The sequence below is a fragment of the Thermobacillus sp. genome, from assembly GCF_003390775.1.
In the GTDB taxonomy this organism is placed as follows: Bacteria; Bacillota; Bacilli; order Paenibacillales; family Paenibacillaceae; genus Thermobacillus; species Thermobacillus xylanilyticus.
Genome location: NZ_QEWA01000049.1, coordinates 1 through 21,248, shown reverse-complemented (window position 1 = coordinate 21,248; position 21,248 = coordinate 1). Strand labels below are relative to the sequence as shown.

Annotated in this window: 24 protein-coding genes and 1 pseudogene; 6 read left to right on the top strand and 19 right to left on the bottom strand. The window is 59.6% G+C overall.

All coding sequences use genetic code 11. The features are described from left to right. Position 1 precedes the first annotated feature (1 nt). The gene (locus tag C6W55_RS14390) at positions 2–1,330 is read left to right on the top strand and encodes a YheC/YheD family endospore coat-associated protein (RefSeq protein ID WP_286893425.1); all 1,329 of its coding nucleotides are present in this window, start codon (positions 2–4) and stop codon (positions 1,328–1,330) included. A gap of 65 nt (positions 1,331–1,395) precedes the next feature. On the opposite strand, the pseudogene C6W55_RS18285 reads toward C6W55_RS14390, so the two are convergent. After that, positions 1,396–2,402: pseudogene (locus C6W55_RS18285) on the bottom strand (MerR family transcriptional regulator). A gap of 79 nt (positions 2,403–2,481) precedes the next feature. Between C6W55_RS18285 and C6W55_RS14380 the strand changes: the two are divergent. Both C6W55_RS14380 and C6W55_RS14375 read left to right on the top strand, forming a co-directional pair. Further along, positions 2,482–3,771 carry an amidohydrolase gene (locus C6W55_RS14380; RefSeq protein ID WP_286893423.1) on the top strand — a complete coding sequence of 430 codons (1,290 nt, stop codon included), beginning with the start codon at positions 2,482–2,484 and terminating at the stop codon, positions 3,769–3,771. A gap of 136 nt (positions 3,772–3,907) precedes the next feature. Then, entirely contained in the window at positions 3,908–4,597 is a 690-nt protein-coding gene (locus C6W55_RS14375; protein WP_286893422.1) for a hypothetical protein, read from the top strand. A 150-nt stretch (positions 4,598–4,747) separates the two neighbouring features. Here C6W55_RS14375 and C6W55_RS14370 read toward each other — a convergent pair whose 3' ends face one another. The 7 genes from C6W55_RS14370 to moaA all read right to left on the bottom strand — a co-directional run bounded on the left by C6W55_RS14370 (position 4,748) and on the right by moaA (position 10,828). Next, a complete protein-coding gene (locus C6W55_RS14370; RefSeq protein WP_286893420.1) occupies positions 4,748–5,317 on the bottom strand; it encodes a manganese catalase family protein in 570 nt (189 codons plus the stop codon). A 45-nt stretch (positions 5,318–5,362) separates the two neighbouring features. Further along, positions 5,363–5,632, bottom strand: a complete 270-nt coding sequence (locus C6W55_RS14365; RefSeq protein ID WP_286893418.1) for a spore coat protein CotJB — start codon at positions 5,630–5,632, stop codon at positions 5,363–5,365. After that, entirely contained in the window at positions 5,629–5,853 is a 225-nt protein-coding gene (locus tag C6W55_RS14360) for a spore coat associated protein CotJA (RefSeq protein WP_286893467.1), read from the bottom strand. The genes C6W55_RS14365 and C6W55_RS14360 overlap by 4 nt, the downstream gene beginning before the upstream one ends. Before the next feature lie 146 nt (positions 5,854–5,999). Then, entirely contained in the window at positions 6,000–7,037 is a 1,038-nt protein-coding gene (gene ytvI, locus C6W55_RS14355) for a sporulation integral membrane protein YtvI (RefSeq protein ID WP_286893416.1), read from the bottom strand. Between the two features lie 64 nt (positions 7,038–7,101). Beyond that, positions 7,102–8,250: a radical SAM/CxCxxxxC motif protein YfkAB gene (gene yfkAB, locus C6W55_RS14350; protein ID WP_286893415.1), complete on the bottom strand. Its 1,149-nt coding sequence runs from the start codon at positions 8,248–8,250 to the stop codon at positions 7,102–7,104. Between the two features lie 9 nt (positions 8,251–8,259). Then, entirely contained in the window at positions 8,260–9,777 is a 1,518-nt protein-coding gene (locus tag C6W55_RS14345) for a bifunctional metallophosphatase/5'-nucleotidase (RefSeq protein ID WP_286893414.1), read from the bottom strand. 46 nt (positions 9,778–9,823) lie between these two features. Continuing rightward, entirely contained in the window at positions 9,824–10,828 is a 1,005-nt protein-coding gene (gene moaA, locus C6W55_RS14340) for a GTP 3',8-cyclase MoaA (protein WP_286893412.1), read from the bottom strand. A gap of 154 nt (positions 10,829–10,982) precedes the next feature. On the opposite strand from moaA, the gene C6W55_RS14335 reads away from it, so the two are divergent. From C6W55_RS14335 to C6W55_RS14325, 3 genes are all read left to right on the top strand, one after another. After that, the gene (locus C6W55_RS14335) at positions 10,983–11,723 is read left to right on the top strand and encodes a molybdenum cofactor biosynthesis protein (protein WP_286893410.1); all 741 of its coding nucleotides are present in this window, start codon (positions 10,983–10,985) and stop codon (positions 11,721–11,723) included. 8 nt (positions 11,724–11,731) lie between these two features. Further along, the gene (locus tag C6W55_RS14330) at positions 11,732–12,775 is read left to right on the top strand and encodes a ThiF family adenylyltransferase (protein ID WP_353682043.1); all 1,044 of its coding nucleotides are present in this window, start codon (positions 11,732–11,734) and stop codon (positions 12,773–12,775) included. Between the two features lie 85 nt (positions 12,776–12,860). Next, a complete protein-coding gene (locus C6W55_RS14325) occupies positions 12,861–13,889 on the top strand; it encodes an HD-GYP domain-containing protein (protein ID WP_286893407.1) in 1,029 nt (342 codons plus the stop codon). Positions 13,890–13,946: 57 nt separating this feature from the next. On the opposite strand, the gene C6W55_RS14320 is transcribed toward C6W55_RS14325, so the two are convergent. The 11 genes from C6W55_RS14320 to C6W55_RS14270 all read right to left on the bottom strand — a co-directional run. Continuing rightward, positions 13,947–14,981, bottom strand: coding sequence for a C40 family peptidase (locus tag C6W55_RS14320; protein ID WP_286893405.1), 1,035 nt, complete (start codon positions 14,979–14,981; stop codon positions 13,947–13,949). A 116-nt stretch (positions 14,982–15,097) separates the two neighbouring features. Continuing rightward, positions 15,098–16,195, bottom strand: a complete 1,098-nt coding sequence (locus C6W55_RS14315; RefSeq protein WP_286893403.1) for a hypothetical protein — start codon at positions 16,193–16,195, stop codon at positions 15,098–15,100. A gap of 87 nt (positions 16,196–16,282) precedes the next feature. Beyond that, the gene (locus C6W55_RS14310; RefSeq protein ID WP_286893402.1) at positions 16,283–16,417 is read right to left on the bottom strand and encodes a hypothetical protein; all 135 of its coding nucleotides are present in this window, start codon (positions 16,415–16,417) and stop codon (positions 16,283–16,285) included. Beyond that, entirely contained in the window at positions 16,414–16,710 is a 297-nt protein-coding gene (locus tag C6W55_RS14305; RefSeq protein ID WP_286893400.1) for a hypothetical protein, read from the bottom strand. The genes C6W55_RS14310 and C6W55_RS14305 overlap by 4 nt, the downstream gene beginning before the upstream one ends. Positions 16,711–16,995: 285 nt before the next feature. Next, complete coding sequence (locus C6W55_RS14300; protein WP_286893396.1) at positions 16,996–18,012, bottom strand: alpha/beta hydrolase; 1,017 nt, start codon at positions 18,010–18,012, stop codon at positions 16,996–16,998. A gap of 337 nt (positions 18,013–18,349) precedes the next feature. Beyond that, on the bottom strand, positions 18,350–18,532 hold the full coding sequence (locus C6W55_RS14295) for a hypothetical protein (RefSeq protein ID WP_286893393.1): 183 nt from the start codon (positions 18,530–18,532) through the stop codon (positions 18,350–18,352). After that, the gene (locus tag C6W55_RS14290) at positions 18,529–18,726 is read right to left on the bottom strand and encodes a hypothetical protein (RefSeq protein WP_286893389.1); all 198 of its coding nucleotides are present in this window, start codon (positions 18,724–18,726) and stop codon (positions 18,529–18,531) included. The genes C6W55_RS14295 and C6W55_RS14290 overlap by 4 nt, the downstream gene beginning before the upstream one ends. 107 nt (positions 18,727–18,833) lie before the next feature. Then, positions 18,834–19,559 carry an N-acetylmuramoyl-L-alanine amidase family protein gene (locus tag C6W55_RS14285; protein ID WP_286893387.1) on the bottom strand — a complete coding sequence of 242 codons (726 nt, stop codon included), beginning with the start codon at positions 19,557–19,559 and terminating at the stop codon, positions 18,834–18,836. Continuing rightward, the gene (locus C6W55_RS14280; protein WP_286893385.1) at positions 19,543–19,953 is read right to left on the bottom strand and encodes a phage holin family protein; all 411 of its coding nucleotides are present in this window, start codon (positions 19,951–19,953) and stop codon (positions 19,543–19,545) included. The genes C6W55_RS14285 and C6W55_RS14280 overlap by 17 nt, the downstream gene beginning before the upstream one ends. Before the next feature lie 36 nt (positions 19,954–19,989). Further along, positions 19,990–20,199 carry a hypothetical protein gene (locus C6W55_RS14275; protein WP_286893383.1) on the bottom strand — a complete coding sequence of 70 codons (210 nt, stop codon included), beginning with the start codon at positions 20,197–20,199 and terminating at the stop codon, positions 19,990–19,992. A gap of 40 nt (positions 20,200–20,239) precedes the next feature. Further along, on the bottom strand, positions 20,240–21,248 hold a 1,009-nt coding region (locus tag C6W55_RS14270; protein WP_286893381.1), incomplete at its 5' end, for a hypothetical protein.

Below are 21,248 nucleotides of genomic sequence, written 5' to 3'. Positions count from 1 at the left end.
CATGGGAAAACCGGTGCTCGGCATCATGACGCTCTACCTGAATGACCGCGGCCTGCTGGAAGAACGGTCCGTATACAAGAAAATGACGCTGGCCGCCCGGAAACTCGGCCTCGATCTGATCGTATTCACGCCGGATGACGTCAACTACAAGACGAACCGGATCCACGCCCAGCGGTATTTGCCGGAGTCCGGCACATGGCGGCGGGAGTGGACCGGATTCCCGCACATGATCTTCGACCGGTGCCGGATCCAGCGAAGCAAGCGCTTCGAACGGCTGAAATATTTTCGTTCCAGGTATGCGCATCATCTGTTTCTGAACAAACCGATCGGCAACAAATGGTCGGTCTACCGGACGCTCGCCCGCGACGCCCGGTTTCGCGACCATCTGCCGCATACGCGGATGTACGAGAGCAGCAGGGATTTGACCGAAATGCTCAAGCGGCATTCGCTGCTCTATCTGAAGCCGGCGGGCGGCACGGGTGGACGGGGCATTCTGCGCATTCAGCGCTCGGGCGCAAGCCTGCTCGTCCAGGGACGCGACCATTCCCGGCGGATCATCCGCCCGATGCGCATCCGGCCGTCCCTGCTTCCGGCGAAGCTCGCCGGCTGGGATCTGCGCGGCCGCAAATATCTCGTGCAGCAGGGCATCCAGATCCGGCTTTCGAACGGCCGGGTGCACGATTACCGGCTGCTCGTGCAGAAGAACGGCCGCGGCGAATGGAGCGTGACGGGCTGCGCCGTGCGGATCGGACCGCCGGGAAGCGTGACGAGCAACCTGCACGGCGGCGGCCAGGCGGCGCCGCTGTCCTCGGTGCTGCCCGGATGGCTCGGCAGCGAGACGAAGGCTCAGCAGGTGCAGGAAGAGATCGGGCAATTCGGCATCGACGTCGCCCGGTATCTGGAGAACTGTTTCGGCCCGCTGTGCGAGCTGGCCCTGGATCTTGCGATCGACAAGGACGGACGGTTCTGGCTGCTGGAAGTGAATCCGAAGCCGGCGCGCGACGTGTTCCGCCGGGCCGGCGAAAAGGAGGCGTACCGGCTGGCGCTCGTGCGGCCGCTGCAATACGCGCTGTGGCTGTACCGGAATCGTCTGCGCCAGCGGCGGACGGCCGGGAAAACGACGGGACGGTCGTCGCAACGGACGACGGGCAAGACGGCTGGCGGGACGGCCGGCAGAACGACCGGCCGCACGACGGGCCGGACGGCGGGCGGCGCGGCGGCGCAGACATGGGGACGGCCTGCGAGCCGGACCGGCAAGCAGCCGGAAGCCGCCGTATATTCGGTCGATGCGGCCGGCGAGCCGATGGCGTCCGAAACATGGCAGGCATGAACGATCACCCGACACCGCTGCAGAGACGGCGGGTCGGGGTGTGATGCTGTTGCCGGCGCCAGCGGTCAGCCCGGACGGTGCGGCCTAACCGGAACGGCCAGCACGACATGCAGCCGCTCGCCCATCTGATCCTGCTTCGTGATGTAGCCGTTCGTCTCCAACGCGTCCAGGAGCGCCGGAAGCGGCAGGCCGGTCTCGCTGCTGCCGCATGCGCCGCTTTCTCCGGCGGTCATCAGATCCGCGATGCAGATCCGGCCGTGGGGCTTCAGCACTCTCCGCATTTCCTGAACGGCGAGCAGCATCTGGCTGCCCGTCAGATGGCGCAGGGCAAAGCTGGAGACGACGAAGTCGAACCTCCCGTCCAGGTAAGGCAGCGCGAGGAAGTTGCCGAGCCTCGTCTCCACCTCGGGAAACTTGCGCCGGCACGCCTTCAGCATTTCCTTCGACTGGTCGACGGCCGCCATCGCCGCTCCCGCTTCCAGGCACAGGCCGGCCAGGTTGCCCGTGCCCGTCCCGATGTCCAGTCCCCGCTCGCCATGGACCGGGGCCGCCCGCTTCACGATCAGACGCAGCGCTTCATCGTAATCCGGATACTTCGTCTTGTCTTCCCGGACGAGCCGGTCGTGGTCGCCGGCCTGCTCGTCGAACCCCCAACGGTCCTCCCAGGCCGCTGCTCCCGGAGTCTCCTCGAACCTTCCGCCAACTGATACATGTCGTCGATCGGCAGCGTCCGGTTCTGCCGGAGCGTCTCGATCATGCGGTCGGCCGTCTCGATCATCTGCTTCATTTCGACCCATTTGGCGAACATGACGGACCGCTGCAGCTCAAGCAGCTCCATGAGCCTGCCCTCGTCATTCGCGTCGATCTCGGCGAGCGCCGTCCGGATGTCGGCGATCGGCATGCCCGCTTCCCGCAGGGCGACGATCGTCTGCAGCCGCCAGATGTCCTCTTCGCCGAACGCCCGATACCCGTTGTGCTGCTGTCTGGACGGCGAGAGGAGGCCCTGTTTTTCATAGAACCGGATCGCCCGCTGCGAAATGCCGAGCCGTTCCGCGGCTTCTTTGATTTTCATGAGACGTCCTCGCCTCCCGCGCTTGACCTTCCACTTGCGTCAAGGTTTAGTATAGCGCTCGAAGGAGGAGGTTGTCACAATGAAATTGCTGATCAAAGGCGCCACGATTCTGACGATGCGGCACGATGCGCCGTTCACCGGGGACATCCTGATCGACGGCAGCCGGATCGCGGACATTCAGCCGGCCATCCGGGACGCCGGGGCCGATGAGGTCATTCATGCCGAAGGAATGGCGGCGATGCCGGGGCTGATCAACGCCCATCAGCACACCCCCATGAGCTTGCTGCGGGGCTTCTCCGACGATCTGAAGCTGATGGACTGGCTGGAGAAGAAGATGTTGCCCGCCGAAGCCCGGATGACACCCGAAGACATTTACTGGGGCGCGAAACTCGCGATGGCCGAAATGATCCGCTCGGGCACGACGGCGTTCGCCGACATGTACATCCACATGAACGAAATCGCGGCGGCGGTGGAGGAAACCGGGATGCGCGCCTCGCTGACCCGCGGGCTTGTTTTCACGGAGGATGACGGCGGGCGGCGCATGGCGGAAGCGCTCGATCTCATCAAGCACTGGAGCGGCAAGGCGGACGGCAGAATCACGACGATGCTGGGGCCGCATTCGCCGTACACCGTTCCGCCGGAAGCCTGGCGCGAGGTGATCCGGCTGGCGGAGCAGGAGGATATCCCGATCCATACGCATCTCGCGGAGACGGTGGAAGAAGCAGCGATGATCCGGGAGCGGTACAATCAGACGCCGACCGAATATTTGTACCATCTCGGGCTGTTCGAGAAGGCGCATGTCCTGCTCGCCCACAGCGTGCATCTGAACCGGCGGGACATCGGGTATTTGAGGGGCATGCGGGGCGGCGCGGCGCACAATCCGGTCAGCAATCTGAAACTGGGCTGCGGCATCGCGCCGGTATCGGAGATGGCGGAACAAGGCATTGCGGTCGGCATCGGCACAGACGGCGCGGGCAGCGCGGCTACGCTCGACATGTTCGAGGAGATCCGGGCCGCCGCCTGGCTGCAGAAGCTGGATTACGGCGACCCCGCGAAACTGCCGGCCATGGAGGCGCTGCGCATGGCGACGGCAGGGAGCGCTTCGGTGCTCGGAATTGCGGATGAGGTCGGCACGCTGGAAGCCGGCAAGAAAGCGGACCTCATTTTGATCGATCTGCGGAAACCGCACCTGCAGCCCGTCCACAATGTCCCTTCCCTGCTCGCGTACTGCGCGGTCGGCGCGGACGTGGATACGACGATCGTGAACGGCCGGGTGCTGATGCGGGGCCGGCGGCTGCTCACGATCGACGAGGACGAGCTGCTAGCTCAGGTGTCGAAGCGGGCGCGGCGGATCGTGGAAGGGATTTGATCTGAAAGTTCGTTAAAGCCGGCGGGCGGATTTGCGTAACTTCCAATGATCGTTTGCGTATAAGGAGGTGTGTTTTGCTATACTCACCAATGGAATTATATACCGTTTCTATACAGATCTGAATGAGCCGAATAAAATGGATTCTACTCCATTTTTAGAATTTAATTTGTTTGACATTCGCGACAGTCAGGTCCCGGAACTTTTCAAGTTTCGTAAAGATAACTTCAATATAGAAAATATTCTTACTACCGCTTCTGAACTTAAATACTCGAACGAGATAAAGCAATTTCTTGCAAAACAATGGGAATCTCCTAGTGATGATTTCGTCGCTTTCATCCTGTCCGATATCTATCCTGGAAAGAAAACGAGACAGGTGCTTGAAAGATTCAATGGTTTGGTACGAAAATCTTTGAAGCAGTTTGTAAATGATATGGTTAATGACAAGTTGAAAGCTGCTCTAGCCAATACATCATCCGACTCGACAGATGATAAAACAGCCGAAAAAGAAATAGCAGCGAGTGCGCCCACCAATGATGAACCTCAAATTGAGACTACAGCAGAGGAACTTGAAGGTTATGTTGTGGTTAAATTAATACTGAAAGATGTAATGAATGAAGACCGTATTTTCTATCGTGACAACATGAGTTATTTTAACATTTTAGTCGATAATTCGATCCGAAAGTGGGTTTGTCGCCTCGGTTTTAATGGTAACAACAAGTATATACAATTCAACGATGAAGATAAAACCATGGTAAGTATAGAAAAACCTTTAGATATTTGGGGCTACAAAGAAAAAATCTTGGAAGTTTCCAAAAAGTTTATATAAAAATCAACTCCCTCGATCACGGACTTTGTTCGTGATCTTTTTTTCCGCCGTCGTTAGGTCATTTCCAGAACTTAACATCAAAAACACTAAAAAGGATGTCATCACCTTATCGGGTAAACTGACATCCTTACGAGTACTTTTACTTACACATCAAAACACCTTCTTCGTCTCCTGCTCCGCCTTCAGCAGCTCGACCGCCTCGCGGAACCGCAGCGAGTGGACGATCTCGCGTTCGCGCAGAAACTTCAGGCTGTCCTGGAGGTCGACGTCGTCCGTCTGGTCGATGAGCCACTGGTACGTCGCCCGCGCTTTTTCTTCCGCTGCGATGTCTTCATAGAGATCCGCGATCGGATCGCCCTTCGCCTGAATGTACGTCGCCGTCCACGGCACGCCGACCGCGTTGTTGTAGAACAGCGCCCGGTCGTGGTTCGAGTAGTGGGGACCGAGTCCCGCCGCTTCCAGTTGCTCGACAGTCGCATCCTTCGTCAGTTTATAGACCATCGTCGCGATCATCTCGAGATGGGCAAATTCTTCCGTGCCGATGTCCGTAAGTAATCCGATTACCTTGTCCGGGATCGTGTACCGCTGATTCAGGTAGCGGAGCGCCGCCGACAATTCGCCGTCCGCGCCGCCGTACTGCTCGATCAGATATTTGGCCATCCGCGGGTCGCATTTGCTGACGCGGACCGGGTACTGCAATTTTTTCTCATAAATCCACATCGCCTGAAGTCCCTCCTTGACCGGTTGTCGGCTCGCCGGCTGGCGTTACACTTGCCACGGCCACGGCGTGTTCGCCCAGTCCCACGGATAGCGGGAAAAGCTGTGGCCGAACTGCAGGAGCGGCCCGTACCGGCTCTCGTAAACCTGCGCGACTTGCTGCCTTCGCTGCGCGAACTGGTTGAACTGCTGCACCGCCTGCATGTCGTAAGGATGCGTGTCCAGATAAAGCGTCAGCTCCACAAGCACGAAATCGAGCTGCTGCAGCTCTGTCAGCAGCTGATAGTACGCTTCGTCCGGCTTCTTCCCGGCGCTCATTGTCCTTCCGCCCTCCCTTCCAGCATGCGGGATTCATACGGACTGTAAAGCGCCGGCCACAGCGTGCCCCGTTTCAGCGCTTCCGCGGGCGAAAACTGCGGCCAGTTCGGCGGCTGGTACGGGATGAGCAAGTTCGGCGGCACAAGATACGCTTTGCAGGTGATCGGCGGACAAGGGTCGAACGGGCCGACGAACGGATGCCATTCCCGAATCTGGTTCAGCTGGTTCAGGACGGTTCCCTCCTCACATCACAAGACTGCTCCAATTCATGGGTATGCGGCGCGAAGCGGCGGCAGACGCAAAAAAACAAGGCCCTTGTCCGCGGGAATCGTCCCGAATCGGACAAGGGCCTGTGAAATGGCATGGATCAGAGCCGGATTTTCAATTGGAACAGTCCCGCCTTGCGAGCCGCCATGAAAATGATGACGACAAGCGGACCGAGAAACACGCCGATGACGCCGACGAGCTTCAGCCCGACATACAGGCTGATCAGCGCGGCCAGGGCGCTGATGCCGATGGCATCGCCCAGCACCTTCGGCTCGATGATGCGGCGGAAGACCGTGATGAAAAGGAACAGCACGATCAGGCCGATCCCCGTGTAGTAATCGCCGGTCAGGATCAGGTACGACCCCCACGGAACGAGCACCGAGCCGGTGCCGAGAATCGGCATGATGTCGACGATGACGACGAGCAGGGCGATCGCCATCGGATATTTGACCCCGAGCAGAAGAAACCCGCTCAGCGTAATGATGTACGTCAGCGCGCTCAGGATCAGCTGCGAGCGCAGAAAACCGAAGATCGACCTGCGCAGATTGTCCAGCACTTCTTCCACTTGCTTGCGCGATTCCTCGGCGAAGATCGAGAGGAACGACGCTTTCATCGTCGGCAGGCTGTAGCTGAACATGTACACGGCCACCAGGAAGACGATGAAGAAAATGAACAGGTTCGGAATCTCGCCGGCCAGGCTGAGGAAGAGGCGGGACAGACTGGTCGCCGCCTGCGTCAGGGTGCCGGTCAGACCCGCCAGCCAATTCTCGATCTGGGCGGCCGTATCCGGCGGCAAATGCTCGTATAGCGATCTTGCATCGTTCAATGCGTCCTGGAAGTACACGTTCAGGTTGCTGACGTAGCCGGGCACCCGGTTCCAGAACGCGACAAGTTCGCTCACGATGCGCGCGCCGAGCAGCGCGATCAGGCCGAGCAGTACGATGGTGAACACCGTGCTTGATATCGTCCCCGCCGCCACCCGGTTGAGCTTGCCGCGAGACACCCGAATGAGCAGCGCGGTGAGCGGTTCAATGAAAATCGCCACGACCAGGGCAAGCAGAAACGGCGCGCCGACCGTGAAGAGCAGATACAGCAGTCCGAGTCCCACCGCGATCATGATCAAGGTGCGTACCGGCATGTCCGTTCATCGACCTCGCTTTCCACAGGTTGTTTCCGTTGCCGTCTGTCGGATACGCACCTGGTCACGCATCCGCCAGCGCCCGGCGGGTGGTGAAATCAACATCGGCATAATACATTGATTTGACGAGCAGATTCGGTCCGCAGCAGCCCGCTTCCGGACAGTGGCAGTTCACGCTGCGGGCGAGCGGTCCGTCCAGCCATTTCGCGAAAATGTCGTCCAGCCGTTCCTCGCGGATATTGCCGAATGCCGGAACATCCGCGAAGTCCGTCACGAAGACATCGCCCGTAAACACGTTCACATTGAGCCGGTTGCGGCCGTCCGGGTCGTTGCGCACCGTGACGCCTTTCGTCTCGGCAAGCCGGCGCGCAAGCCGGCGCTCCTCCGGATCCGGGCTGCAGCGGTAGAACGGCAGCGTGCCGAACAGCATCCAGACGTTCGGATCGCGATGTTCGATCAACTGCTCGATGGCGGCCGCCATCTCGGCGCGCGACAGCATCGGCAGCGAAGCGGCGAACGCGCTCGGATACATCGGATGGACTTCATGCCGGCGGCAGCCCATCTCGACGATATCGCGGTGAATGCGCACGATGTCCCGGTGCGTCCGATAGTTGATCATCGATTCGGCGGACACGAACAGGCCGCCCTTCGCCAGCCTCTGCGCGTTGTCCACCATCCGCTCGTACAGACGGGCGGCCGTCTCCCGCGACGGCGGATGGGGCGAAGCGCCGAACGTGATGCGGTGGAATTCTTCCACCGACGTGTAGTTATACGAGATGTGCATGACGTCGAGCCAGGGCGCGATCATCTCGTATCGGCCGTAGTCGAGCGTCAGGTTGGAGTTGAGCTGCGAGCGGAGATTGCGGCTGCGCGCGTACTTGAGCAGCGGCACGATGTATTCGCGCACCGTCTTCTCCGAGAAGGACGGTTCCCCGCCCGTTATGCTGATCGTCTCGAGATGTTCGACTTCATCCAGTCGTTTCAGGATGAGATCGATCGGCAGCTTCTCCGGTTCGCTCATCGCAAGCGTGTATCCGACGGCGCAATGCTCGCAGCGCATGTTGCACAGGTTGGATACGGTAAATTCCACGCTGGTCAGCACATGCCGTCCGTAACGGCGGAGCGACCGGATCGGATCCCACGGATCGTATTCCGGCGACAGCTCCGGCAGTCCGGCGGATGGTGCCGCCAATCGGTCTGCATTGATGTTCATGGCCAGCCCCTATTGAATGTTCTGCTTGAATCTATTTTCATTGTACTGCCCGGGCGGCGTCCCATGCAAATGTCCGCCGCCGGACCGTGCAAACCATCGGATGCGGTGCGCGTCCTCTACGGATGCGGCATCCGCAAGCTCGGCCGCGAGCACGTCGCGGATAAATTCGGGAAGATAGAGCCGGATGTCCGTGCCGAGTTTCAACGATTCGTACCCGATGCCGAACGTGAACATGTCGATTGTGCCGACCGTGTAGAGGCGGTCATCCCGGAGCGGCTCGGTTCCCGCCGTCACTTCGCGCAGCTTGCCGAACGGCGGACCGTCCGGATCGTACACGATCCGGAGGCCGTCCACGGCCAGCGTGCCGAGCCGATCGCCGCGGAAGCCGAAGCCGCGGATCGGGCGCTCGATCCATTCGGCCAGCAGCGCCTCTTCCAGCGCCTGCCGGATGTGCCGGCCGGTGAGCGTCATTCGGCACGGGTTGATCGGCGAAGGGCAGATCGCGTGCAGCCGGCCGGTCGTCACGCCGCCGGCGGGAAGTCCCCCGAGGATCTGCCCCGCGTTCACGAGGCCGATCTCCGCGCCGGTATGGCGGCGAAGGGCCGCGGCCAGCAGGTTCGGAAGCGGCGATTCCCGATCGTCGAACGCCTCGAGCGGCGCGGCCAGCACCGCTTCAACGCGGCTCAGCGCGGCCTCGGCTTCGGCGAGCCCGCGGGCGATCACGCCGGCCGCTTCCGGCCGTTCAGCCGCCTCGGCCATGGGCACGACCGACGCGCGGAAGGCGAAACCGCGGCCGTCCGCCCGGCGGTCGATCTCGACCCGCCCCAGGTAATCCCCGAACTTCCCGGTCGCAAGAATGACCGTCTTCCCGATGACGAGCGGTTCCTCCAGCAGATGATGCGTATGGCCGCCGAGAATGAGATCGATGCCTTCGATCTCCTCCGCCAGCCGGCGGTCCATCGGCAGGCCGAGATGGGACAGGACGATGACGATGTCCGCTTGCGGCCGGAGCCGTCTGACCTGTTCGGCCGCCGCTTCGACCGGATCGAGCATCCGCCAGCCGAGCTCGATGTAGAAATCACGGAACGCGGCCGTCACGCCCGTAATGCCGAAGGTGATGCCGCCTTTCTCCACGAAGACGGCCGGCTTCATCCACGAAGGCCGGCCCCCGTCCGATTCCCGGATCATGTTCGCGCATACGACCGGAAAATGCGCATACCCGCCGTACAGTTCGTCCAGTGCGTCCATCGTCCATGAGAGGCCTTCGTTGTTCCCGAGCGTCACCGCGTCGAAGGCCGCCTCGTTCAGCAGCTCGATGTTGACCCGGCCGCCGGTGCCTTCCGTCTCCTTCCGCATCCGGTCCATATGGTCGCCCGCATCGAGCACGAGCAGCCGGTCCGCGCCGTACCGGTTCCGGGCCTCCGCGATATACGCCGAAAATTTCGCAGCTTGTTCCAGCCGGCTGTGCAAATCGTTGCTGTGCAGCAAAAGCACCGTGCCGGGTTGTTTTGGGCCGTCAGCACGCATGGATCATGATTCCTTCCTCTCATGGTCAACGTGTAAGCAACCGGGATCATCCCCCGATCTGGGACATCCGCCGCTCGGTCGGCACATGGCTCTGCGCTTCGTCCGCCAGTTTCGCCGCCATTTCGTGGTTCTCCGGCTTGATCGCCATGGCGCGAAGGAACAGGCGGCGCATCGCTTCGGGGTCGCCGACCGCGGGCCTGACGTACAGTTCATCCACCCAATACAGGCACGGTTTCAAATGGCCGTCGGCCGTCAGCCGCAGCCGGTTGCAGCTCTTGCAGAAATGGTCGCTGACCGGATGGATCAGGCCGATCGAACCTTTGCCGCCCTTGATGCGATAGTTGTCCGACGGCCCGTTGCCGGCCGTGCGGCCGCCGGACTCGAGTTCGAATCCGGCTTCGCGCGCCAGCTCGAGTACCCGCGTAAGCGGCAAATAATAGTTCTTCCATTGTTCATCGGCATGCCCGATCGGCATGTACTCGATGAACCGGACATGCAGCGGCTCATCGCGCGCCAGCTTGAGGAACGAGACAATTTCATCCTCGTTCACGCCGCGCAGCAGGACGCAGTTCAGCTTGATCGGCTCAAAGCCCGCGCGCGCCGCCGCCTCGATGCCTTCGAAGACGCGGCGCAAATCGCCGCGCCGCGCGATCATCCGGAACCGCGCAGGATCCAGCGTATCAAGGCTGATGTTGACGCGGGTGACGCCCGCCCGCCTCAGCGCTTCTGCCTGGTCTTTGAGCAGCAGGCCGTTCGTCGTCAGCGAGATTTCTTCGATGCCCGGAATTGCGGCAAGCCGGGCGACCAGCTCGTCCAGCCCTTTGCGGACAAGCGGTTCGCCGCCTGTGATGCGCAGCCGCGCAATCCCGAGCGAAGCCGCCGTCCGCACGACATCCACGATCTCGTCGAACGTCAGCAGCGAGGACGGGTCGGCGAATTCCACGCCTTCCTCCGGCATGCAGTAGAGGCAGCGCAAATTGCAGCGATCCGTCACCGATATCCGCAAATAATTGTGTACGCGCCCGAAGCGGTCCGTCAGAACGCCCGTCATCGCCGCACTCTCCTTGTCCTCACGCAGGCCGGTTCCCGTCTGCAAGACCGGTCACGTGCGCCGCGAATCTTTACAAGTTCTAGTTTATCACTTCTCCTATAAATATGATATGCTATTCAGTAACCAACACACACCATTGGACGGGGTTGACGATATGGAAGTGCAATGGACGGTCCGCCTGTTCGCGGGGCTGGCGGAACGGCTGGGAGGAAACGAGGTCCGCGTATCGTCAGCCGAAGGCGGCATGACGGCCGGCAAGCTGAAGGCGCTGCTTGCCGAGCGGTTCCCTTCGCATGCCGGGCTGATCCATGCGTCGTTCGTGGCGCGCAACGAAGTGTACGCGGCTGACGATGAGCCGCTCGAATCCGGCGATGAGCTGGCGCTGCTGCCGCCCGTTTCCGGCGGCGCGCCGGAGAACGCCGGCGAGGACGACCTGGCATCGGAGGACGGACGTTTCATCCTGACGTACAAGCCGCTTGACGCGGACCGCATGCTGTCGCAGGTGATCGTGCCGGAACACGGCGCCTCGCTTGTCTTCGTCGGCACGACGCGCGAATGGACGAACGGGCGGCGCACGGTCCATCTCGAGTACGAAGCCTATGCGCCGATGGCGCTGAAGACGATGCGGCAAATTGATGATGAGATTGCCGCGAAATGGCCGGGCACGCGGTGCGCGATCGCCCATCGCCTCGGAACGGTTCCGATCGGCGAAGCGAGCGTCGTCATCGCCGTGTCGGCGCCGCATCGCGCCGGCTGCTACGAGGCGAGCCGGTATGCGATCGAACGGTTGAAACAGATCGTGCCGATCTGGAAGAAGGAGATCCGGGAAGACGGGTCGGAATGGATCGGAGAGCAGCAGGAGTCCTGGAATCCGACGGCTCCCGCCGCTGATTAGGAGAGAGAATGCGCATGTCCCCCTCGTCAGAACGATATGCCCGCCAGGTTCGCTTTTCCCCTTTTGGCATGGAAGGTCAAAAGCGGCTCACTCAAGGGTTTGCGGTTGTGGTCGGAATGGGCGCGCTCGGCTGCGTCATCGCCAATCACCTGGTCCGCGCCGGAATCGGCCGCATCCGCCTGATCGACCGCGACATCGTGAGCTGGAGCAACCTGCATCGGCAGCTGCTCTATACGGAAGCGGACGCGGAAAGCGGCGTGCCGAAGGCCGAAGCCGCGGCCGCGCAATTGCGCACGTTCAACCGTCAGGTCGCCATTGAATCGGCAACGGTCGATCTGAACTCCGGAAATGCGGAATTGCTGCTGGCCGATGCCGATCTGATCGTGGACGGGACGGATCATTTCGGCGTCCGGTACCTGATTAATGATGTCGCGGTCAAATTCGGCATTCCGTGGATCTACGGCGGCGCGGTGGGCGCTTCCGGCATGACGATGACGATCATGCCGGGCGAAACGCCGTGCTACCGCTGCCTGTTCCCGTCGCCGCCGCCGCCCGGCTCGACGGATACGTGCGAAACGGCCGGCGTCCTGCCGCCGATCGTCGATCTGATCGGTTCGCTGCAGACGATGGAAGCGATCAAGCTGCTCGGCGGGTACAAGGAACAGCTCCATGGCGCATTGCTTCACGCAGATCTGTGGAAAACGGACTTCTCGAAAATGAAGACGGCAGGCGCGCGGCGAGCCGATTGTCCCTGCTGCGGCATTCGCCGGTTCGACTATCTGGACGCGGTCGTTCGCGGAAAATCGGAAGCTGTCCTGTGCGGACGCGAAACGGTGCAGATTGCGCCGGCCGAGCCGCTGCAGCTTCATCTGGACGAAATGGCGGAACGGCTCAAGTCCGCGGGCCGCATCGAGCGGAACCCCTGGCTGCTGCGGCTGATGCTGGAAGACGGCATTACGCTCGTCCTGTTCCCGGACGGGCGGGTGCTGGTGCAGGGCACCGGCGATCCGGATCTTGCAAGGCGCATTTACGATCGCATCCTGGCTCCCTGACCCGGTTATTGTCAATTCGTGGAATAGCTGATACGATGAAACTATCGGTTTTTTCAACTTCCAGGGATTCGCGAAAGGTGATGGTATGCAGGTCCACGTTGCTGATCTGAGAAGCGGTGATGTCGTCAGCCGGGATATTTTCAACGCATACGGTCTGTTCGTATTGCCTGCCGGCACGCAGCTGTCAGAATCGGAGATCGCGAAACTGTTCCAGCACCAGATCGACTATGTCGACATTGAACCCCGGCACAGCGACACCGGGAACGTGCCGACGGCTCTGCGTCTGAAACCAATGTTCGAGTCGGCGGTGGCGGGCAGCGAATTGCTGTACCGGGAAGCGCTGGAGTCGGGCGTCGTCCGTGAGGAGCAAATGGACGAGGTGTTCCGTCCGCTCACCGACCGGCTTCCGGAAGAACGGGACGTCGTCTCGATGCTGCTGCTGCTCAATTCGGAAGCGGAATATACGTTCAACCATGCGGTTCGGGTCGGCATGCTGGCCTACTACATCACCAAGTGGCTTGACTGGAGCGAAGAGGAAGCGCTTACAGTCAGCAAAGCGGGATTTCTGTGCGACATTGGCAAATGCCGGATTGACCCGGCGCTGCTCAACAAGACCGATCCGCTGACGGAAGAAGAATATCGCATGATCCGGAAATATCCGATCTTCGGATACGAAATCGTCAAACGTTCGTTCAAAAATGAACTGATGGCCAAGGCGGTGCTTCAGCATCTGGAGCGGATGGACGGTTCCGGTCATCCTTACGGCATCAAGGGCGAGGACATTCATGAAGCGGCGCGCGTCCTTGCCGTCGCCGACGTCTGCAGCGCAATGATCTCGACGCGGACGTACCGGGAACGCCGCGACCTTCTGCACGTGCTGCGGGAATTGAACCGGCTCAGCTTCAATGAGCTCGACCCGACGGTCGTCCATACGTTCATCCGCCGGCTGCTGCCGTTCTTCGTCGGCAAGACGGCCGTCCTGTCCAACGGCGAGTCCGGCGTCATCGTCATGACGAATCCGACCGATTTCTTCCGCCCGCTCATCCGGTGCGGCGAGACGTTCATCGACGTGTCCCGCCAGCAGGGCGTCGAAGTCGTCGACATCGCCATGTAAGCCTGCGAAAGCAAGCCCTGCGTCTGATGCGCAGGGCTTCTTGCTTCTGGTTTCGTGTTATGAGATGCGTTTCGCAAACAGGAACGTCTCTTTCCAATACGGCTTGTTGATGTCCGTGATCTGGACGCCGTCCTGCGGCAGCGGGCTGGCGTGGATCATTTGCTGGTTGCCGATGTAGATGCCGACGTGGCCGACTGTCGTGTCGTTCTTGAACCGTCCAGGGACATAGAAGTAGAGCAGATCCCCCTGGCGCAGCTTGTCCCGGGCCACCTCTTTCCCCAATCGTGCCTGCGCCCGAGCCGTCCGGGGCATGTCGACCCCTTGTTTCGCGAAAAGGTACTGGACGAACGACGAGCAGTCGAAACGCTTCGACGTGGCATAATGCGCCGCGCCGAACTGGTACTTCACGCCAAGATAACGTTTCGCTTCCTTGATCAGCTCGGCACCGGCTGGCGAGGAGGCGTCGCCATCGCCATGCGCTGTCCAGGGGGCATGCGCCTTTCGGCCCTCCGCGCGGACAGCCGGGTCGTCGGCGAAATCTTGCGATGCAGCCGTGTCTTCCCGCTGCGGCTTCGGGAAAATCGCCGCCTGCACCGCGTCCACCGTGAAAACCGCTTCATCCCCGAACAGCTTCTTCAATTCGTTCGAAGGCACCAGCATGCGGCCGTCCATGAGTCTGGCCGGTTTGCTCATCGTCAGGGTGCGCTCTTCTTTCACCACTTCACGGGATTGATCCGTGATCGTCATGACCACATCGTGGTCGCCGATGAGCAGCGATTTGCCGTCTTCCGAATACTCCGTATGAAAACCGATCAAGCCGGCCATCTTCTCGGCGTCGGCGTAGGTTTGGCCGTCCAACTTCTCGAACGGAACAATCGCCCGGCCGAGTTCCAGAAGATGTTCGGCGTTGTTTTCCTCCAGGGCGGATTGACGACCTGTCCCCTTTTGGCCCGGGGTGTTCGCTTGCTGGCGCCCGTCATGATTCGCGTTTTGCCGTTCGCCGCATCCGGCCACTGAGGCCGATATGAGCAAAAGAATAAGCAACAGCGCCAGCGCGCCTCTTCCTTGCCCTCTTCTCCAGGTACCTGCCATCTGCCTTCCTGCCCCTTCCTGACATGGTGTTGGCATTCCATAGGATGGTGTCGGAGAGAAGCGATTATGCGCCTGGCGTTCGGGCTTTCGGGTTTATTTCAGGAAGGCAGCCAGGATTAACGGGAGAGAAGAAAGGGGGATGAACAGGTTGTGACAGGAAAGATCAGGCCGGCCTCGCCGCCGGCTGCACGGCCAAAATGTTGTCGATCCGAAATGTCCAGTGTATTAGAGCCATTAGTGCTCAAATACGCGACATTATAAGGCTTAATACTAGACGACCATTCAAGTTCGAGGGAATTAGAACCGTTGTTAATCAAATCAGTTTTCTCCTTAATCGCCGCTAACCGTCCAAACACAGTTGCTGTAGCTGAACTGTCTCCTGTTGCACCGATGAGGTCAGTTTTTGTCTTTACTGCTGCCAAACGGCCAAAAACAGTTGAGGCAGATGAACTATCCCCGGTAGCTCCAATCAAGTCAGTCTTCGCCTTCACATCCGCCAGACGCCCAAAAACTGTTGTTGTACCGGCTGCATCGCTCGTCGAGCCGATCAAGTCCGTCTTGGCCTTGATAGTCGCAAACTTGCCAAACACCGTCCCAGCAGACGTGCCATCGCTTGTCGAGCCAATGAGATCCGTCTTCGCTTTGATGTCCGCAAATTTTCCAAATACTGACGCAGTACCTGATGCATCACTCACTGTACCGATCAGATCCGTTTTTCCTTTTACTGCTGCCAGCCTACCAAACAACGACGCCGTTGATGTACCGTCACCTGTCGTCCCAATAAGATCAGTTTTTGTCTTCACACTTTGCAAGGTCGGTAACAGAGTGTTCTCAATCGAACTTTCTGCTGCCATCACCTCAGCCAGACGTGCCACATCGTCTGCTGCAGCCGGTGCCGCTGCTTTAAACCTGCCAACTGGATCGCGCTGGACAATTGTGTTCGGTGTAGCCGCAGACGTAGCACCATGTGCACCGCTGGTTGTGTTGGCATGAGCAGCAAGATCGGCTGTCTTCGCCACATCCGCCGCCACTTTCGATGCCGTAACCGCGCCATCAGCCAGCTTCTCCGTCGTGACTGACCCATCCGGGTGATCAAGTACAGCAGCAGATTTGTGGTCCAACAGATCTGCTGCATTGTCATTAATCTCCTGCCCAATCTGGTTCAAATCCTCCGGCTGCACTTTATCCTCCATCTGCCAATCCGTCTTCGCCATCAGATACCCTCCTTCACTTCAATTGACTGAATCATCAAATGATCCGCCGCAATCGGAATATTGACGATGTTCGAGCTAATCACATTATCAGCCGCGTCTTTGAGCCTCTAAATCTATTGTTTTACGAATTACTGTTGATGGGGTAGTTGTATCAGGTAATCTAGCCTCCTGGGCAAACGCTACAAGCTCTACAGATTCCTGCAAAAACGCAGTATCAATCATTTCACGGGCACCTCCGGTCCCAAAGTTGCGAACGGCGCGGCGCCGAGCTGCCACGAGCCGTCCAACTTGTAATTCCAGGTGACGTCCTGCACAGCGATTGACTCGACCAGTTCAATGTCATCTTGCAGCGCCGTATTCTGCTGATACACGATGTTGGCCGGAATGATCACCTTGACGGTATGCTCGACTTCCCGGAAAATCTCGGCATCGTCGATCGCTGTGGTAATGGTAAGCCGGAAATTTTGCACGTCAATATCCGCAACCGTCCGCCCGGGCCCGACCAACCGATCCAACTGCTCCTGCAAATAACGCAGCGTATAAGGCGGCTTCGTGGATTACGAAATATCCGCTCGGTGTGGCGGAGATGTTCGGGTGAATAAAATAAACGAAGCTGCTTCCGCTATTTTGTCGAAAAGCGCCGTTCTCCGGAAAATTAGAGGAAACTTCTTCTTCTATCCTCCCGATTTTCCGGAAAAACCGCCAATTTGACCAAAATGGGCGAAGCAGCTTCTTCTATTTTCCCGCCAACGTCCGATTTCCCGAAAATAAGCGCAAAACTTCCGCTATCAGCGGCCGGTTCAACCATCTGCGTCTTGCAGCGCGAAAATTTTCTTCAGCCATTGATGCGCCAGCTCCGGCCACATGGCGATCCCGTCGTCCGGCTGCCTCAAGTGCGCGAAACGGGCCAGATACTGATTCACCACTTGCCTTGCATCGGCGCCTTCGGGGACCGGCCCGATCTGATCATAAGGAGGCGGCAGCTCCATCCGGTGATCGATCAGATACTGCAAAGCCTCGTAAACCTGCTCCATCGTATAATCCCGGCCATATTCTCCGGACGCCCATTGCCGATTGGCCAAGGACAACCCATGCCTGCCATTGCCGAATACATGAAGCTCAAACGGAACACCGTTTTCCTTGCATGCTTTGGCGAAAAGGAGCGAATTCTCGACAGGCACCGCTTCGTCGGTCGCCGTATGCCACAGAAATACCGGGGGCGTGCGGCGGGAGACGTGCTTTTCCAGGGACATGTATGCCAGCTCTTCCGCAGTCGCTTCCGGACCCAGCAGCGCCTTGAAAGACCCCTGATGCGCGTATTCTCCGGAACTGATGACCGGATAGGACAGGATGACCGCATCCGGCCGATTGCTGACTCCTTCGTATTCGGGGCTGACCGGCTGAAGCGCTTCTGCGTCATGGTGCACGGCCAGACTTCCGCACAAATGTCCGCCGGCCGAAAATCCGCAAATGGCGACCTTCTCCGGATCAATCCGAAACTCACGGGCTTGCTTCCTCACGAACCTGACCGCTTGGGACAGATCCTTCAGCGGCTGCAGTTTCAAGGGCGTTCTCTGCAACAGATTGGTCGTGTAGGTGAGTACGAACACATTGCAGCCTTTGTCGTAAAAGGCCTTGGCCACAATCTCCCCTTCCGTGGGAGAAACGAGGATATACCCGCCGCCCGGTACGACAATAAGCGCGGGCCTGATTTCATCATCTTCGTGGACATAGGTAACCAGATTCGGTACAAAATCGCCCGTTACGGGGTACGTGTATTCTTCTTTGCGCCATAGGGCATGGGTTTTCGTGATCATCGGCAGATCTCCTTTGAATGCGGTTTCCTGAAGAAAAGGATACCATCCCGCCGACTCCGGGAACAGAGAAAATCAACATTTTTATCGGTGCATTTTTCACAAAAAATGACGCGGCCCCCTTCCAAAGGGTGACCGCGCCGGATGTCACGCGCAATGCAGCTGTTTAACCGATCGAGCCTTCCATCTCGAACTTGATTATTTTAGCTTTTCGCCGCGTATTATGTGGTCACAAAACCCTTGATATTACGCGGTTTTTGTTTTTACATTTTTCATATCCCATCATACTTTTTCATGTATTTGTGGGCAGATTGTGGGCAAACACAAAGAGCAGCCGGTCTCATCCGCGCTGCTCCCCTTTCTCCATCGCCCGCTGCCTCTCCATCCACAACCGCTCATACCCCGGCACCGGCAGCCCGCACCGGGTACATACATATGCCTGCGGCCACTGATCGCGGGTCCAGCGCGGCCGCATGAGCGCCATGCAACGGCACGTCGGGATCGGGCCCATCCACGTCTTCACGCCGACCGCCTCCGCACCGGCACGCAGGCCAGAATCGAGTCTATCCGAAACGTCCGCGGCGCGCCGGACGCTTCGCAGAACGCCCGCACAACGCCGTCCCGCACGCCCAGCACGCGCACTACGCGCTGCGAAAGACGGCCGTCGGCGCCCTGGTAGATGATCTCGACGCGGCGGCCGATGTACTTCGCGATCATGACGATCACCCCGAACATGTGTTTGTGTTATGTATTATATGCGAATGGGTGTTCGGTATTCAAGATACAAAAAATCCCCGCCCAGCACGTAGCTGAGCGGGAATCGCTCATTTCTTGGCACCGAATGCCCGATACAGCATCACCCACAGCTCCTCGCGCGTAACCGGATCCTGCGGGCGCGCGCCGTCCGTGATGCCAGACTCGACCGCCCACTCTCGGGCGGCCGCAAACTCGGCGCGCCAGTCTTCCGTGGCCGGCGGCCGCGCGGGCTGTTTCGGCCGGAGACCGTATGTCTCCACGATCCCGGCGACGATCGCCTCCGCACACTTGCGGCGGTAAGCGTCGCTCTTGAGCAGCTCGCACTCCTGCCGGTGCGTCATGAATCCGCACTCAACGAGGATTGCGGGCATTTTCGTCTCCCGCAGCACGTGGAAGTTCGCTGACTTCACGCCGCGATCCGGGCGCCCCGTGGCCCGGATAAGCTGCCGCTGGACGGCGTTGGCGAGCGCCACGGCCGCTGGCGGGCGCGTCTCGTAGACATACGTCTCGATGCCCTGTGCGCTGTTCCATCCGCCATCGCCGGCCGCGTTGGCGTGAATCGAAACAAACAGGTCGGCGCCCCATCTGTTCGCCCGATCGGTGCGCTCCTTGAGCGGCACGTCCCGATCATCTGCGTGCGTCAGCAGGATATCGACGCCCTCATATCCATGCAGGAGCGCGTCGGCGACGTACCGGGCGACCGAGCTGTTGAAATGATATTCCCGGAGCGAGCCGTCCGGGCTTCGCTTCCCCGGCGTCTCCGGACCGTGGCCGGCATCAATGACGATCCGCATCGCTGACATCCCCCTTCCCGCGCAGCACTTCCACCGCCCGCTGCATGACGGGCGGAACGGGAACACCGATCCGGCCAGCGTTTTCGATCACGCTGAGCAGCTCGTTTGCGAGAAAGAAAAATATCGCCGCATCTCGGAAAAGGTGGGCGGCGCCCAGCGCGGTATCCACCAAGTGCGCGGCGGCCACAACGGCGAAGATGCCGACCTTCTTCGCGATGCCCCATGCACCGACTTCGCTGTTCAGCTTTCCTTCTTTTGCGGCGGCTGCGAACCCGGTCACATAATCCAACACAACAAACGTAAGCAGAATCGAAAGCAACGACGACCACCCCCCGAAAAGATAAGAGGCGGCCGCGCCGCCGATTGCAACGATGGTTTTAAACAGGTTTTCCATGATAGGATGCACCTCCAAATAGTAAGGGCGCCGCATCTAGCGACGCCCTTTAAACTCTTTTTCTGCGTCCTCCCTGCCTACCCTCATTCCCTTAACAAAACCGTATGTGAAGGCAATCCAGAACGACAGATAGAAGATCGCGAAGAAGAACGAAACTTCCTCGTTCCAAAATGCATTTAGAACCCCTATTAGAATCATACCGCCGACAAACCATGTCATGAGCAGGACTTTTTCCCACCGATCCACATGCAACACCGCCGTTTTTCACTATCATAACCTCTATGGGTTATTTTGTCAGCTCCTTCAATTTCTGTTCCCGCAGCTTCTTCAGCTCTGTCTCTCTCCGCCGCTGATCCATCAGCGTCCTGTAGAACGTCTGCGGATCGTCGATGTTCTGATAAACCCTCGTTTGACGCTCACTTAACGGCCTTCTGTTCTCACGGGTGTACTCTTGCCCCTCGGATGTGGCATAGGGCCCGAAAAGTGCCGCGCGAAGGGTGTTTTGTGGCGTACTTTCGACCGGAAACCGCAGCTTCGGTTCCTCAATCCGCGCGCCGGTCGTCAGCACGTTCTCCGTGTACGATCCACCGCGGACGAGCGCGTCGACGCCGCTGATCGTCTTCTTGAGCTGGTTGCCGCCGAACGGCAGCACGAATTTAAACAGCGGGTCCGTAATGGCGCCGGCGACCAGCAGACCGGAGCCGAAGCGCGTCGGATCATTGTCGCCGAACAGTTCTTTCCGGGTCGGCAGTTCCATCCCATTGACGTTTTTGCCGTACTGCGGATACAGCAGCGTGGCCGTTTGACCGAGCGGCACGTTTGAGAGCACTTCGCCGGCGATCCGCCCGGCACGCTGCAGGACGCTTCCATCCTCCACGGTCGCGGCCTCATAGATCGCGTCGATCGGATCGAAAACAACGCCGCTGCCTGTGGTCCGCTCGAACGCCTGATTGAGCAGCCAGTTCGAAACGAAAAGCGTCACCAGCGCGCCGAAGCGCTTCTCGTCGACGAAGTCCTTCATGACGCGCCAGAGGTTGTTGACCTCGAGCTGGAAGGGCGCGACGAGATTGAACACCTTTGATTTGATCATCAGCGGCTGCTCGCCAACGCCGCGCCCGCCGACCAGCCGGCGCGTCTGCTCGTCCGCGAACTTCACCGGATCGGCGATACCCTGCCGGATGGCCTTCGCATACGCCGTGTTCCATACGAACGACGTGCCGATGCGGTCGGACGCCTCCATCATGAATTCAGCGAATCGACGCGGCTGCTCCCACCACTTTTGGTCGAAGCGACGG